The sequence below is a fragment of the Pseudidiomarina marina genome (assembly GCF_044807045.1).
Lineage (GTDB): Bacteria > Pseudomonadota > Gammaproteobacteria > Enterobacterales > Alteromonadaceae > Pseudidiomarina > Pseudidiomarina marina.
In genome coordinates this window covers 65,642-79,852 of record NZ_CP085233.1, presented here as the reverse complement: position 1 = coordinate 79,852, position 14,211 = coordinate 65,642, and the positions used below count along the sequence as shown (strand labels likewise).

Genomic DNA, 14,211 nt, shown 5'->3' with positions numbered 1-14,211 from the left:
TGCACCACCTAAAGGGTGAATTGCTCACCCAAATACACGTCTTTAACCTGTTGATTATTTAAGATGGTATGGGCGTCACCAGTCGCAATCAACTCACCATGACTAACAATGTAGGCATTTTCACAAACAGATAAGGTTTCGCGAACGTTATGATCGGTGATCAAAACGCCAATGCCGCGATTCTTCAAATGTTCAATAATTTTTTTAATGTCTAATACTGAAATTGGGTCGACGCCCGCGAACGGTTCATCAAGCAGAATAAATGCAGGATCGGCCGCTAGCGCGCGAGCAATCTCTACGCGGCGACGTTCACCACCCGACAAGCTCATGCCAAGACTATTCGCAATGTGCCCAATATGAAATTCTTCCAGCAGGCCATCTAAGCGTTCTTCACGACCATTGGCATCAAGGTCCTTTCGCGTTTCCAATATTGCCATAATATTGTCGCGAACCGTGAGTTTCCTGAAAATTGACGACTCCTGCGGGAGGTAGCCGATTCCGCGTCGCGCTCGTTCGTGCATTGGTAGTAATGAAATGTCGTCATCATCAATCAGGATGCGGCCTTTATCATTATTGACCAAGCCAACAATCATATAAAACGTGGTGGTTTTGCCAGCACCGTTGGGGCCAAGCAAGCCGATAATCTGACCGGATTCGACGGTCAAACTCACATCTTTCACTACTTGTCGCTTATTGTATGATTTCGCTAGGTGTTCAGCGATTAATCGGCTCATTCTGGTTGTCGCCCTTTTTCTTTGGCATAAAAATAGTGGTGACACGATCGCTTTCGTTTTCACCGCGATTGGCTGTGAGTTGTTGCGTCGCAAAGTTGTAAATAATCTCGCTACCTTGAATCACACTATTATCTTGCGAGACTTTAACATTGCCAGACAACGTTAATAATTGCTTGTTTTGATCGTAACTAATTATGTCTGCTTCCGCTGAAATAGGTGAGCCATCATCAAGCATCTGCTCATAGATAGCTGGGCTCCCTTTGGCAGTAAAAACATCGGATTGGTCATCACGACGCGTAACTTCAAGATGGTCGGCGCGAATCGACAAGCTACCTTGACGAATCACCACGTTATTTTCGAACACGGCAACTTTGTTTGCGACATCAAATGAGTCACGATCGGCATTAATTTGAATTGGTTTATCAAAATCTTCTCGACCTTGAGCCGCACTATCACCGACGTACGCTAGATTAATTGCTACGAGTGCTACGACCGGTATAAATCGTTTCAACATGTTTCGTCATTTCCAATGTTTGAGCGCGCATATCGGCACGCAGACCTTCGCCTTTTGCCGTAAAATCACGACCAATAATTAAAACTGGTTGATCTGTGACAACGGTTTCTTCGCGCGTATCAATGGTTAGGTAACTGGTTTCAATCCGTTCAATAAACTCTTCTGTCGAGAGGCTCAACATTTCAATGTTGCGTTCTAAAACGAGAGTTTTATCCGCATAGAATGAACCTTGCTCAGCCTGAACTTGCCACATCGGGCCGCCATTATTCAACTGAACAATGTAAGTAGGCGCCATCAGTTCTGTTAGCCCAATGGGGCTATAGTGAGTCATTTGTTCGGCCGCGATTTTGTGCGCAAGTTCACCTTGCTCGCCGTAGACTCGAACAATGAGACCCTTAGCCGTGAAATCTGGTTTTATTTCTCGGTAGCCTTGTTGCTCTTCTGCACCGTCACCATCATCAAACGGGCGCCAAATAAGTACCGCAGCGGCGAGAAATATAATGCCGATAACGACCAGAATATTCCGATTCACAGGCTGACGCCCCCGTGCAACTGCAGTCGCCCTTGCGCTAACAAAATTAAATCACTCAGTTCTCGAACCGCGCCATATCCGCCCCTTTGCGCCGTCACATAATCAGCTGACTGCTGCACATAGGGATGACCGTCTTGTACTGACACACCAATGCCACTGCGTTTAAGCATATCGACATCGGGAACATCATCGCCAATGCTCGCAACGTGAGCTTCGTCGAGACCCAATGTCACAAGTAGTTGCTCAAAACAGCTTAGTTTATCTTCTTGGCCTTGGTAAATATGCTTTACGCCTAATGCGGTCATACGATTTTCAACAATGGCTGAACGTCGGCCCGTGATTACAGCAACCTGAATGCCAGCATTGAGCAGTGCTTTCACGCCGAAGCCATCGCGAGTGTTAAAAGCTTTCAGTTCTTCGCCTTGGTTTCCAAGATAAATGCAGCCGTCAGAAAATACACCGTCCACATCGCAAACCACGAGCTTGATTTGCTTCAAGCGCTCAAATAATGTTGCGTTAATATCGCCATACCACGTACTGATCATTGCCATTACATGACTCCTGCTTTTAATAGGTCGTGCATGTTCAACGCGCCCTGCGGTATGCCTTGGTCATCGACGACAAACAGGCCATTAATTTTACGATCTTCCATCAACTTCAACCCTTGCGCCGCAAGCACATCCGGTTGAATGGTAACAGGGTTGCGCGTCATGACTTGGGCAATCGGTGTGCTATGAAGATCGATGCGCTGGTCGAGAATACGACGCAAATCGCCATCGGTAAAGATGCCCGCTAACTTTCCTTCGGTATTCGCAATACCAGTCATTCCAAGACCTTTACGCGACATTTCTAGTAGAGCTTCAGAAATGGTTGCTTGCTCGGCAACCATTGGCATACGTTCGCCGCTATGCATCACATCGTGAATATGTAGGAGTAAACGGCGACCTAGGCTACCACCTGGATGAGACATCGCAAAATCGTCGGCAGTGAAACCTCGGGCATTCAATAATGCCACCGCAAGCGCATCTCCCATCACTAATGTTGCTGTGGTTGAAGAAGTAGGGGCGAGCCCTAACGGACATGCTTCTTGCTCTACAGCGATACATACGTGCACATCGGCGAGCTCGGCCAATGTTGATTTTGGGTTTCCGGTCATACTAACCAGCTTGACGCCACGACGCTTAATGAGGGGGGCAATTGCTAGTAGCTCTCCGGTTTCACCCGAATTAGAAATACCTAATACCACGTCATGCTCGGTAATCATACCGAGATCACCGTGGCTCGCTTCACCAGGGTGGACAAAAAATGCAGGGGTGCCGGTTGAAGCCAGTGTCGCTGCAATCTTACCGCCAATATGTCCAGATTTACCCATACCGATAACAATCACCCGACCACGGCAATTTAAAAGCAGCTCACAGGCGTGCTCAAAATTGTTATCAAGAAACCGTTTTAAGCCAGAAACGGCGGCGGTTTCGATATCGATAACGCGTTCACCAAGCTCGCGAAACGAGCGTATACTGGAATCTGTCATATCTGGTTTTGCTCCGACCCAAATCTGCTGGGATGTGTTATTGATAGCAATAATAACCGATCGAAAAGCGAAATGCAGACGTAAAAAGCAGAGAAACTAACGATTTGTCACAATTTTTACCGCCTTCACCTGTAGCAAAAGCGCTAAATCTGGTACACTAGCGGGCTCGAAAAGGGAGATATCAAGGCGATGCAGACGGCTCAAAATTCGACGAGCAACCAGCCACAAACTCACGCTGAGGATGAAGCACTCGTTGTTATTGACAACATTGACTTCGCGCATGGGTTCGGCGCTCACCAAGTTTATCGCGGTTTATCGATGCGGATTCCAAAAGGCAAAATCACGGCGGTGATGGGGCCAAGTGGTATCGGGAAAACAACCCTATTACGCTTAATTGGCGCACAATTGCGACCGCAGCAAGGAACAATTACATTCGCGAATGAGAATATTCATGCGCTAGGGCGTTCTGACTTATACGAACTGCGTAAACGAATGAGTATGTTGTTTCAAAGTGGTGCGTTGTTTACCGATATGACGGTTTACGACAATATTGCGTTTCCGATTCGCGAGCATAGCGACTTACCAGAAGAAATTATTGAAACCATCGTTAAGCTGAAATTAGAAGCCGTGGGTTTGCGTGGAGCTCGACATTTGATGCCCGCTGAATTGTCAGGGGGGATGGCGCGTCGCGCAGCACTCGCTCGAGCAATCGCTCTTGATCCTGAATTGATTATGTATGACGAGCCATTTGCGGGACAAGATCCAATCTCGATGGGCGTTATTGTGAAGCTTATTAAAGAGCTTAATCAGTCGCTTGGTCTTACTAGCATTGTAGTAACTCATGATGTAGCTGAAGTAATGACCATCGCCGATTACGTCTACATCATTGCGGATAAAAAGGTGGTTGGACACGGCACGCCGAGTCAACTTGAAGCGTCAGACGATCCGCTCGTTCATCAATTTTTGCATGGCGAAGCCGATGGCCCAGTGCCATTCCATTATGCAGCAGCGTCGCTGGAAGATGAACTATTGGGGGGAAACCATGCTCGATAGAGTCGCTGCGTTAGGGCGCACAACACTGGATACAATTGCTGGCGCTGGTGCGGCATTTTTCATGCTGATGCGAGCTTTGATCGGTAAGCCGAATTTGCGTAAATCGTGGCCGTTATTGATGCAACAAATGTACTCGGTGGGGGTACTGTCGCTGTTGATAATCGTGGTCAGCGGATTGTTCATCGGCATGGTTCTTGGCTTACAGGGTTACACTATTTTGGTGGATTTTGGTGCTGAGCAATCGCTTGGCCCAATGGTCGCATTGTCACTGCTTCGCGAACTGGGCCCAGTCGTAACGGCATTGTTATTCGCGGGTCGAGCGGGTTCTGCATTAACCGCAGAAATTGGTTTGATGAAGGCCACTGAGCAACTATCGAGCCTTGAGATGATGGGAGTCGATCCACTAAGACGTGTGATTTCACCGCGTTTTTGGGCCGGTTTTTATAGCATGCCGATTCTCGCCATCGTGTTTTCTGCAGTAGGTATTTATGGCGGCTATCTTGTTGGTGTGCGTTGGTTAGGCGTCGATGATGGTGCTTTTTGGTCGGTCATGCAATCGAACGTAGAATGGGGCCAAGATATCGTCAATGGAATTATCAAAAGTTTAGTTTTTGCATTTGTAGTGACGTGGATAGCCTTACACAAAGGTTACAGCTGCACACCGACTTCGGTTGGTATTAGCCGCGCCACAACATCGACCGTTGTTACCGCATCTTTAGCGGTACTCGGCCTCGACTTCGTATTAACAGCATTGATGTTTGGATAAAAAGCTATGGAATCAAGAAATACACAACTTGCAGTCGGTTTCTTTGTCATTATTGGCGTACTGGCATTGTTATTTTTGGGCTTACAAGCAGCTAATACGAGTGCTGTGACGAATGGCGAAACATATAAACTTTATGCAAAGTTTGACAACATTGGTGGACTAAAAGAGCGTTCACCGGTCAAAGTTGGTGGTGTTGTAGTTGGCCGCGTGAGCAAAATTTCACTCAGTGGCGACTACTATGAGCCGTTAGTCGAAATGACGATCAGCAAGCAATATAGTGAATTTTCTGACACGACGTCGGTCTCAATTCTCACTTCAGGTTTATTAGGTGAGCAATATATCGGATTGAACCCTGGTTTTATTGACGACACGGTTGAGATGTTGAAAGACGGTGATCAAATTTATGACACCAAATCAGCTCTTGTGTTGGAAGACTTAATTGGGCAGTTCCTATTTAGTCAGGGTAACGATTAAGGAGTACGTATGAAAAAGTGGTTGGTAGCACTATTGGTTACGGTAGTCGGGTTCACCGGAACTAGCGTGGCGCACGCCGAGTTAATTCGTGACGAAAACCCATACGTTTTATTGGAAAAATTGGCGAACAAAACCATTGAACGTATCGAGCAAGACCGTGCCTTAATCGACGAAGACATTAACCATATTCGTGTTGTCATTCGTGAAGAAATGATGCCGTATGTAGATTACGTATATGCGGCAAAGCGTGTGCTCGGACGTAACTTAACTGAAACCACTGAAGAGCAACGCCAAGAATTTTACACCGTTTTCCGTGATTACTTAATCACAACATACGCTGGCGCGTTTACGCAGTATGATGAAACCAAGCATACCATTGAGTTCGGTGACTCAGGTCGGTTCGAGAAAGGGAGCCGTATGGTTGTTGTGAACACCCGCTTAATTGAGAACGGTCGTCCGCCGGTGCGCATGGATTTCAAAATGCGTTATGACAACAACGATGATGTTTGGAAAGCTTACGACTTAGTGGTCGAAGGTGTTAGCTTATTAAATAGTAAGCAAGCTGAAATTAGCGCGGTCATTCGTAGCAATGGCATCGACGGTACAATCGCACTATTGCGAGAAAAAGCCCAAGAATCGGTAAAACCGCATGATGACGGTGTGGGTGCTGACTAATGAAAAGTTGCGAATGGCAGCGTAACGAGCAAAATGAAATTGTCCTCGTCGGCGAGCTGGATCGTATGACAGTTCCTGCACTGTGGAAACAACGCAAAAGCTGGCTTAGTGGTGAGCGAGTACTTACTCTTAATTTGCGGGACGTGACTAAAGTGGATTCCGCAGGTGTGGCAATGTTACTAGAAGCGAAGCGAGCACTGTTGGCCGAACAACGTGAGCTTGTGATTACTCATGCCAGCAAGCAATTGCACGCAATGGTGCAAGTGAGTGGCGTTCAGGCGTTACTGCAACTTGATGAACACACTAATAAATAAAGCGATTAAATGAATATGATGACAGCAGAATCAATACAGCAGCATTTGCTGGATGAACTCGATGTAACAGAGGTTTTGGTGAAACTTGATGGTAGCCACGCCAATATTACGGTGGTTGGCGATATTTTCGCCGAACTATCTCGGGTTAAAAAACAGCAGGTTGTGTATGCACCGTTGAAAGAACTAATCGCTAGCGGTGAGTTACATGCTGTGTCAATTCGCACCTACACCCCTACCGAATGGCAACGCGAGAAAAAACTCGCGATGCTCAGCTAAGCGGTAGGAGGAACAATGCAAAAATTAGTAATACGCGGCGGCAACCCGCTCCACGGCGAAGTTGTAATTTCTGGTGCTAAAAACGCAGCTCTTCCTATTCTGATGGCGGCTCTGTTGCCATCTGAAGATGTTCAATTGGACAATGTACCGGCGTTACAAGATGTGCGCACCAGCTTGAAATTACTAAGTGAGCTCGGAGTGACCAGCGAGTCACTGGGGCCGAACAGTTATCTGATCAAGCCACAAGGTATCAACCATCATGTGGCCAGCTATGACCTCGTGAAAACAATGCGGGCTTCGATTTTAGTATTGGGCCCGTTACTGGCGAAATTTGGCCAAGCACAAGTCTCATTGCCAGGTGGTTGCGCAATTGGCGCTCGTCCAGTCAATCTACATATTGAAGGTCTGCGCCAAATGGGAGCCGATATTACCGTCGAAAACGGTTATATCAATGCCAAAGTAGATGGTCGTTTGCGCGGTGCAACGATTCTGATGGATATGGTCAGTGTAACGGGCACCGAAAATCTCATGGCTGCAGCAACCCTTGCTGACGGTGTGACGATAATCGAGAACGCCGCGCGTGAACCTGAAGTGGAAGACTTAGCCAACTTCTTGAACAGTATGGGTGCCGATGTTCGTGGTGCTGGTACCGATACAATTACGGTGTATGGAAAAGAAAAACTTCATGGCGGTACTTATCGTGTTCAACCCGATCGCATCGAGACCGGCACATTTTTAGTTGCAGCGCTGGCAACCGGGGGTGATGTAACGTGTCGCAACACCGATCCAAGCATGTTAGATGCCGTGATGAAAAAATTAACCGAAGCTGGCGCCACCATAACGAAGGGTGATGATTGGATTCGAATTCAGGCAGCGGAGCGGCCACGACCGGTTAATATTATAACGGCACCGCATCCGGCGTTTCCGACCGATATGCAAGCGCAGTTCTGCGCGCTCAATGCCATCGCCGATGGCGCCGGTTGGGTACGCGAAACGATTTTTGAAAATCGCTTCATGCACGTACCAGAGCTGCGCCGTATGGGTGCAAACATTGAGTTAGAAGGTAACACTGCGATTTCTAAAGGCGTGAAACAGCTAACGGGTGCACATGTGATGTGTACTGACTTACGCGCTTCAGCATCCTTGGTAATTGCCGGTTTAGTTGCTCAGGGCGAGACAGTGGTCGAACGGATTTATCACATCGATCGTGGTTATGAAGCGATTGAGAAAAAATTATCTGCACTTGGAGCAGATATCAAACGCGTGAGTTAATCTCACGCGTTTAATTCGTTACTGCTGCAGTTTTGTAATTGTAACTTCTGTTGTTTCTTCTTTATTGTCACGTAAAAACTGAACTTGTAATGTTGTACCTGGTTTGGTTTTCGCAACCAAGGCAAGACCCTCAGCCGCGGTAAGCATCGGCTGACCGTTAATTTCAGTAATATAATCTTCAGCACGTAAACCGGCTCGTTCTGCGGGGCTATTGGGATCAACTCCAGTAATAAAAATACCGGGTTGAGTGTATGGGTTTGACTGTGGCGTTTCGCCGACTTGCACTCCCAAGTAACCACGCACCACTTCACCTTCTCGAATGAGTGTATCCATGACCGAACGCGCGAGCGGGTAGGGAACGGCAAAATAAATACCGTCGATACCTTGACCGCGAGCATCACGAAACTGAGCATTATTGATGCCTACCAAATAACCTTGGCTATTAATCAACGCGCCACCGGAGGCGCCTTCATTGATGACCGCATCCATCTGAATCAGGTCGGCATGCGAGTGAATAACCCCCATACGCCCGCCAGTCGCACTGACAATACCTTGCGTGATGGTTTGGCCTAAGTTGTGCGGGTTACCAATCGCAAGCACCACATCGCCAACTTGCGTGGTCAGCGATTCATTTTGCGGAATAGTTGGAAGATTATCTGCTTCAATACGCACTACGGCTAGGTCGGTAATACGGTCAAACCCAATCACCTGACCGCTGTAGTTACGACCATCTTGTAGCGCAACTTGAATTTCGTTCACGTCAGCCACCACATGGTAGGCCGTTAACACATGTCCGCGATTATCCATGATCACGCCTGAACCCAATCGAACAAGGCTATTTGGTCGGCGTGAGTAATAAGAATCGCGTGTCGAGCCGATGCTATAAATATTCACGACCGCTGGAGCGGCACGTTGCACGGCTGTAGAAAAACTCAAAGGTTGCTGTGATTGCTGTGAATTATTACTAAATTGCTCACGCAATTGTGGCAAGGCATAAATCACAATGGCGGCGACAGCTAGGCCAAGAATGACCGAGCGAACAATGTACCAAGCAAATTGCCGTAGCTGCATAGTGACTTGTAACCTACTGATTTAAGAATAGAGCCAAGCATAACACTGTTTACAAAAGAAGGCAGTAATTGTACTGCCTTCGTTTTGGTTTTACCGAGTTAATTGGTGCCTCAACGCCAATCAATTAACCGCCGCGCAACACGAGATACAACTGGGAATTGCCGCGACGAATGTTTAACGCGACCACGCTACCTGCATTGCTTAGCGCTTCGCGTAACTCGCTCATACTATTTATCGGGCTACGGTTAACACCAATAATTACGTCGTCTTTGCGAATACCGTATCGCTCAGCTAATGAACCTTCTTCGATATTGGTAACCTTAAGACCACCGCGTTCGTCCGGTGCTAAGATGATGCCATCTAGCGCAGGATGTAATGCCGCAGCAGTTACTTCTTGCTCGTCAGCGGTAAGCACCACATCAAATTTTCGCTCTTTTCCATCACGTAATACGGTAATTTCAAGTTCTTTGCCCACGCCAATGGTGCTCACTCGAGCGCCTAGGTCAGCAAAGGTGCGAATTTTCTCACCGTTCACCGCAACAATCACGTCACCTGATTTTAAACCAGCTTTATCGGCTGCTCCCTCAGGAATCACTTCGGCAATAAACGCACCTTGGTTTGCTTTTAAATCAAGAGCTTTAGCGATTTCATGAGTCAAATCATTTCCGCGAACACCGAGTACACCGCGACGCACCTCACCAAACTCAACAAGCTGCGCAACAAGGTTTTTCATCATGTCAGCTGGAATAGCGAAACCGATACCAATATTGCCGCCATTTGGCCCCAAAATTGCGGTGTTGATACCAATCAACTCACCTTTCAAGGTCACCAGTGCACCGCCTGAGTTACCGCTGTTAATGGCTGCATCGGTTTGAATGAAGTTCTCAATTTCTTCAATACCTAAGCCACTACGACCCAACGCACTAACAATACCTGACGTGACAGTTTGGCCTAGACCAAATGGGTTACCAATGGCAACGACGAAATCACCAACGCGCAAATCAGCGGAGTTACCAATCTTGATCTCGGTTAGATTTTCACCATCCTTGATCTTAAGTAACGCAACATCAGAACGGTCATCCGTTCCGATAACTTTCGCATCGAACTGACGGCCATCTTTTAAAGTAACTAAAATTTCCGACGCGCCATCAATCACATGGTTGTTAGTGACAACATATCCTTCATCAGCATCAATAATAACGCCAGAACCTAGCCCCTGGAACGGTCGCTCCTGCACTTGCTCGCGAGGGCCTCCTGGACCAAAGAAAAAGCGAAACATATCTGGAATACGTTGGCGAACCTCACGTTTCCCTTTAACTGAGATATTCACCACCGCAGGGGTGACTTCCTCAAGCATAGGGGCAAGTGTTGGCGTCTCATCTTTATCGCCAAAGAAAGGAATGCCGGCTGAAACAGGCGCAATAATTAATGCACTTGCCAATGCCAGAACCGCAATGAACTTCACTTTCATCAGAGTTAACTCCTATACACACATTTTCTGCTGCATGAGGGTGCGAGCAGGGTTTGGAATAATTTCAGGTAGATGCAGTTAAAGACTGACCATTATTAAATAAGTTCACAGCGGATGTGTTTCAAGATGTAAAACGAAAAACAAAAACGATATTAGCTATTGGATATTGGATATTAGAAGAGCAAGAGCGATAATCAATGTCAGCTATTAGATATTAGGATGTAACGGGTATTTGTCTTTTCTAATATCCAATATCCAATAGCTAATATCGCTCTTGCAGATTTACTTGAAGAGGCCCGACTTGGTGTCGCTGTAGTCACGCGGCATATCACTTGGCGCCTTATCATCCGAGCGACGTTTCTCGCCATTTACTTTGTTCGCCATACGCAGTTCGCGGATGGTGTCTTCGGCAAAAAATGGCAAGCTAGGTTGTTCTTGCTCACGTTGTAATAGGTCGGCACTGTGGTGCAAATACGCTTTAAGCTTATCTTGAGTTTCTTCAAGCTGACCCACGAGTGCTTGGGCAGTAGCAAGGTGCTCAGCAACTTCTTGGCGATAATCTGCAAGCTGTTGTTTAGTTTGGGTGACTTGCTGGTTTAACTCGGCTTCATCTGTATGCTCGGCAAGCCAGTAACGCGCAACAAAAAATCCAACGATTGCGCCTGCTATCACGAGTAAAATTCCAACAATCCAGCTCATAAAAACTCCTTAAAAATGCATTTCGCATGATAAACTACTGCCTACTAGCATAATCCAGAATAGGGTCGAAGTGGTAGTGACAACGAACAAGCTGACGCCATTATCAAAATATGAGCAGGATTTAGCGACTGGAAACTTTCAGCCGGATGCTGCGCAACGACGTGCTGTAGAGGCGTTACAGCGCCTTTATGACGAACTGGTCTTATTTCATCAAGCGCACAGTGAGGCGGGATTGTTTGCCCGAATAAAGCAAGCGCTAGGCGGTGCAAGACCAACTCCGAAAGGCATTTACTTTTGGGGTGGCGTAGGACGCGGAAAGACCTATTTGGTTGACACTTTTTTTGAAACTTTACCGTTTGATCAAAAGTTGCGTGTTCATTTCCATCGCTTTATGCACCGCGTACATAGTGAATTGAAAGAATTGAAAGGGCGTAGCGACCCGTTGCCTATTATTGCCGATAAACTGGCTAGCGAAGCTCGGGTGGTCTGTTTTGACGAGTTCTTCGTGCAAGACATTACCGATGCAATGATTCTCGGCACATTGATGCAAGAGCTATTCAAACGCAACGTTGTGTTGGTCGCTACATCGAATATTGTGCCTGATGATCTTTATCGAAATGGCCTGCAGCGACAGCGTTTCATTCCCGCCATCGAATTAATTAAGCAACATTGTGAAGTTATCAATGTCGACAGCGGTATTGATTACCGTCTACGAACGTTAACTCGCGCAGAAATTTATCACGCCCCAGCGGATGCAGCCGCTGATGAAAACCTCCAGCGATACTTTACGGAGTTAGCGCCTGATCATTGCAATCGCGATGAGCGAGGATACATTGTGGTGAATAATCGCAATATTCCGGTACGCATGGAGTGTGACGACGTCGTTTTATTCTCATTTGATGCTATTTGTGGTGGCCCACGTTCGCAGAACGACTATATTGAATTAGCGCAATGTTATCACGCAGTTTTGATTAGCGATGTGCCGCAAATGGGCGCGCACAATGACGATGCGGCTCGGCGCTTTATCGCGTTGGTGGACGAATTCTATGAACGCCGCGTGAAGCTAATTATGTCAGGAGCAGCGCCACTGGATGAACTTTACACGCAAGGTAAATTAAATTTTGAGTTTAAACGCTGTGTTAGTCGATTATTAGAAATGCAAAGTCACGAATACTTAGGACTCGCCCATAAACCATGATGTTAACTGACTGGACTTTAGCGCTCGGGGGCCTCGGCCTCTTGTTGCTCGGCATGCAATTGCTGACCGACGGCTTAAAAGCTGCAGCTGGAAGTCATTTACAGAGTTATCTAGAACGCTCCACGCAAACGAGGCTGCGAGCTGCTTTGTCAGGTTTTACGGTGACCGCATTAGTGCAGTCATCCAGTGCTGTTGTCGTAACTTTACTCGGTTTTACCAATGCCGGCATGTTGAAGTTAAAGCAAGCGGCTTGGGTGGTGTTCGGAAGCAACGTCGGTACAACGATGACGGCATGGATAGTCGCACTGATTGGTTTGAAGCTGAATATCGGCATTGTTGCTTGGCCATTAATTGGCTTAGGTATGCTCCTTCAGCTGGTGCGTCGTTCCGACCCATTAGGTAGCATTGGTCTAGCCGTTGCTGGTTTCGGCGTGCTATTTGTCGGATTAGATACACTGCGAGAAGCCTTCGAGCAGCTTGTCACGATTTTGCCAGTTGGCCAATTATCAATTAGTGGTCCGTTCGGTATTCTCCTGGCGGTACTAGCAGGGGCGCTATTAACAGCTCTGGTGCAGTCTTCTTCCGCCGCTTTGGCGATTGTGCTTACCGCATCCGTCAGCGGTGTGTTTTCGCCGTTAGCTGGCGCCGCCGTGGTTATTGGCGCAAATATTGGCACCACCGTCACAGCGTTGCTAGCCAGCATTGGCGCCACAGCGCACGCAAAACGCCTTGCCGCCGTACATGTATTAATGAATACCGTCACCGGAATTGCGGCGTTAATTTTGTTAGTTCCTATGTGGTGGACGGCAGAATTATTATCAGGGGGCGAACAGGTTACGAATATTAGTACCGGTCTCGCGGTGTTCCATACATTATTTAATGTACTCGGTGTGGCCCTGATGTGGTTGCTCGATGAGCGAATTTTCCGCCGAGTAGAAAGTTGGTATCGGCTACCGCCACTGCGTTCAGGCGAACCGCGTTTCTTAGATAAAACCGTTTTAGAAGTTCCCGCGATGGGTCTCAACGCTGTGCAACAAGAGCTCAATCGCGTACTACGCCAGTATATTTTGCGGTTGCGTACCCTGTTAAAGGACGAGGCTGCGCTCACCGAAACCGAAGAAGATATCGCCACTGGTGAATTATTAGCGCATATAAAAACGTACCTAACCAAGTTAAGCGAGAAACAATTACATGGCGACGAAGCCTTATTGCTCGCGAAACTTCACACGAGTCATGCACGGTTACGCGACTTACGCGATATTGTTGAAAAACTACGCGCGGCTACTCCGGAACAAATTGACGCAAGCCTCAACCACCAACTTCGTGAACAGCTACTCGAATTGCTCAACGGCGCCGATATGAAAGATCGCCCTGAAGCAAACTGGGCGTCGCTTGCCAGCTCCATTCGTGCTACACGCAATTTATTGCGTCACACATGGCTGAATCAAATTGCAGCCAACGAGCTCGAACCAACGGAGGGGGCGGCGTTAATGCAGTTGGCGAGTATGTGGGAACGCAGCGCCGAAATCATCACCGCCCTGAAAACCTAAAAACAAATACGATATTAGCTACTGGATATTAGATATTAGACAAACAATAAATACTCGATACATCAGTCCCAATATCTAATA

Annotated in this window: 17 protein-coding genes; 9 read left to right on the top strand and 8 right to left on the bottom strand. The window is 47.3% G+C overall.

Translation table 11 applies throughout. The annotated features are described in order from the left end of the window. Positions 1-8 precede the first annotated feature (8 nt). From lptB to LG272_RS00365, 5 genes are read right to left on the bottom strand one after another with little or no spacing between them, the layout of a single operon-like run. Complete coding sequence (lptB, locus tag LG272_RS00385) at positions 9-734, bottom strand: LPS export ABC transporter ATP-binding protein (protein WP_126759561.1); 726 nt, start codon at positions 732-734, stop codon at positions 9-11. Next, the gene (gene lptA, locus LG272_RS00380; RefSeq protein ID WP_126759560.1) at positions 715-1,248 is read right to left on the bottom strand and encodes a lipopolysaccharide transport periplasmic protein LptA; all 534 of its coding nucleotides are present in this window, start codon (positions 1,246-1,248) and stop codon (positions 715-717) included. The genes lptB and lptA overlap by 20 nt, the downstream gene beginning before the upstream one ends. After that, on the bottom strand, positions 1,205-1,780 hold the full coding sequence (gene lptC / locus LG272_RS00375; RefSeq protein WP_126759559.1) for an LPS export ABC transporter periplasmic protein LptC: 576 nt from the start codon (positions 1,778-1,780) through the stop codon (positions 1,205-1,207). The genes lptA and lptC overlap by 44 nt, the downstream gene beginning before the upstream one ends. Continuing rightward, positions 1,777-2,325, bottom strand: a complete 549-nt coding sequence (kdsC, locus tag LG272_RS00370) for a 3-deoxy-manno-octulosonate-8-phosphatase KdsC (protein ID WP_404409965.1) — start codon at positions 2,323-2,325, stop codon at positions 1,777-1,779. The genes lptC and kdsC overlap by 4 nt, the downstream gene beginning before the upstream one ends. 5 nt (positions 2,326-2,330) lie before the next feature. Beyond that, positions 2,331-3,311 (bottom strand): KpsF/GutQ family sugar-phosphate isomerase, encoded by a 981-nt coding sequence (locus LG272_RS00365; RefSeq protein WP_404408882.1) that lies wholly within the window; start codon positions 3,309-3,311, stop codon positions 2,331-2,333. 189 nt (positions 3,312-3,500) lie between these two features. Here LG272_RS00365 and LG272_RS00360 point away from each other — a divergent pair, with 189 nt between their 5' ends. From LG272_RS00360 to murA, 7 genes are read left to right on the top strand one after another with little or no spacing between them, the layout of a single operon-like run. Further along, positions 3,501-4,364, top strand: coding sequence for an ATP-binding cassette domain-containing protein (locus LG272_RS00360; protein ID WP_126759556.1), 864 nt, complete (start codon positions 3,501-3,503; stop codon positions 4,362-4,364). Beyond that, on the top strand, positions 4,354-5,130 hold the full coding sequence (gene mlaE, locus LG272_RS00355; protein ID WP_126759918.1) for a lipid asymmetry maintenance ABC transporter permease subunit MlaE: 777 nt from the start codon (positions 4,354-4,356) through the stop codon (positions 5,128-5,130). Before LG272_RS00360 ends, mlaE begins: the two co-directional genes overlap by 11 nt. A gap of 6 nt (positions 5,131-5,136) precedes the next feature. Then, a complete protein-coding gene (gene mlaD / locus LG272_RS00350; RefSeq protein ID WP_126759555.1) occupies positions 5,137-5,604 on the top strand; it encodes an outer membrane lipid asymmetry maintenance protein MlaD in 468 nt (155 codons plus the stop codon). Between the two features lie 9 nt (positions 5,605-5,613). After that, a complete protein-coding gene (locus LG272_RS00345) occupies positions 5,614-6,279 on the top strand; it encodes a phospholipid-binding protein MlaC (RefSeq protein WP_404408879.1) in 666 nt (221 codons plus the stop codon). Continuing rightward, entirely contained in the window at positions 6,279-6,593 is a 315-nt protein-coding gene (locus LG272_RS00340) for a lipid asymmetry maintenance protein MlaB (RefSeq protein ID WP_404408877.1), read from the top strand. Before LG272_RS00345 ends, LG272_RS00340 begins: the two co-directional genes overlap by 1 nt. A 9-nt stretch (positions 6,594-6,602) precedes the next feature. Further along, a complete protein-coding gene (locus LG272_RS00335; protein ID WP_338068857.1) occupies positions 6,603-6,869 on the top strand; it encodes a BolA family protein in 267 nt (88 codons plus the stop codon). Between the two features lie 15 nt (positions 6,870-6,884). Further along, a complete protein-coding gene (gene murA, locus LG272_RS00330; RefSeq protein ID WP_404408875.1) occupies positions 6,885-8,141 on the top strand; it encodes a UDP-N-acetylglucosamine 1-carboxyvinyltransferase in 1,257 nt (418 codons plus the stop codon). Between the two features lie 18 nt (positions 8,142-8,159). On the opposite strand, the gene LG272_RS00325 is transcribed toward murA, so the two are convergent. The 3 genes from LG272_RS00325 to LG272_RS00315 form a co-directional block, all read right to left on the bottom strand. Next, the gene (locus LG272_RS00325; RefSeq protein ID WP_126759551.1) at positions 8,160-9,212 is read right to left on the bottom strand and encodes a trypsin-like peptidase domain-containing protein; all 1,053 of its coding nucleotides are present in this window, start codon (positions 9,210-9,212) and stop codon (positions 8,160-8,162) included. 124 nt (positions 9,213-9,336) lie between these two features. After that, positions 9,337-10,683, bottom strand: a complete 1,347-nt coding sequence (locus tag LG272_RS00320) for a DegQ family serine endoprotease (RefSeq protein ID WP_126759550.1) — start codon at positions 10,681-10,683, stop codon at positions 9,337-9,339. A gap of 282 nt (positions 10,684-10,965) precedes the next feature. Beyond that, the gene (locus LG272_RS00315) at positions 10,966-11,382 is read right to left on the bottom strand and encodes a YhcB family protein (RefSeq protein WP_126759549.1); all 417 of its coding nucleotides are present in this window, start codon (positions 11,380-11,382) and stop codon (positions 10,966-10,968) included. Positions 11,383-11,473: 91 nt separating this feature from the next. Here LG272_RS00315 and zapE point away from each other — a divergent pair, with 91 nt between their 5' ends. Both zapE and LG272_RS00305 read left to right on the top strand, forming a co-directional pair. Continuing rightward, the gene (gene zapE, locus LG272_RS00310) at positions 11,474-12,580 is read left to right on the top strand and encodes a cell division protein ZapE (protein WP_126759916.1); all 1,107 of its coding nucleotides are present in this window, start codon (positions 11,474-11,476) and stop codon (positions 12,578-12,580) included. Next, positions 12,577-14,130 (top strand): Na/Pi cotransporter family protein, encoded by a 1,554-nt coding sequence (locus LG272_RS00305; protein WP_404408871.1) that lies wholly within the window; start codon positions 12,577-12,579, stop codon positions 14,128-14,130. The genes zapE and LG272_RS00305 overlap by 4 nt, the downstream gene beginning before the upstream one ends. Positions 14,131-14,211 lie beyond the last annotated feature (81 nt).

Coding starts and splice junctions, on each gene's coding strand:
- LG272_RS00365 (WP_404408882.1), bottom strand. CDS start 3,311: ATGACAGATTCCAGTATACGCTCGTTTCGCGAGCTTGGTGAACGCGTT.
- LG272_RS00315 (WP_126759549.1), bottom strand. CDS start 11,382: ATGAGCTGGATTGTTGGAATTTTACTCGTGATAGCAGGCGCAATCGTT.
- lptA (WP_126759560.1), bottom strand. CDS start 1,248: ATGTTGAAACGATTTATACCGGTCGTAGCACTCGTAGCAATTAATCTA.
- LG272_RS00345 (WP_404408879.1), top strand. CDS start 5,614: ATGAAAAAGTGGTTGGTAGCACTATTGGTTACGGTAGTCGGGTTCACC.
- mlaE (WP_126759918.1), top strand. CDS start 4,354: ATGCTCGATAGAGTCGCTGCGTTAGGGCGCACAACACTGGATACAATT.
- LG272_RS00335 (WP_338068857.1), top strand. CDS start 6,603: ATGAATATGATGACAGCAGAATCAATACAGCAGCATTTGCTGGATGAA.
- LG272_RS00320 (WP_126759550.1), bottom strand. CDS start 10,683: ATGAAAGTGAAGTTCATTGCGGTTCTGGCATTGGCAAGTGCATTAATT.
- LG272_RS00325 (WP_126759551.1), bottom strand. CDS start 9,212: ATGCAGCTACGGCAATTTGCTTGGTACATTGTTCGCTCGGTCATTCTT.
- mlaD (WP_126759555.1), top strand. CDS start 5,137: ATGGAATCAAGAAATACACAACTTGCAGTCGGTTTCTTTGTCATTATT.
- LG272_RS00305 (WP_404408871.1), top strand. CDS start 12,577: ATGATGTTAACTGACTGGACTTTAGCGCTCGGGGGCCTCGGCCTCTTG.
- LG272_RS00360 (WP_126759556.1), top strand. CDS start 3,501: ATGCAGACGGCTCAAAATTCGACGAGCAACCAGCCACAAACTCACGCT.
- LG272_RS00340 (WP_404408877.1), top strand. CDS start 6,279: ATGAAAAGTTGCGAATGGCAGCGTAACGAGCAAAATGAAATTGTCCTC.
- murA (WP_404408875.1), top strand. CDS start 6,885: ATGCAAAAATTAGTAATACGCGGCGGCAACCCGCTCCACGGCGAAGTT.
- lptB (WP_126759561.1), bottom strand. CDS start 734: ATGAGCCGATTAATCGCTGAACACCTAGCGAAATCATACAATAAGCGA.
- kdsC (WP_404409965.1), bottom strand. CDS start 2,325: ATGATCAGTACGTGGTATGGCGATATTAACGCAACATTATTTGAGCGC.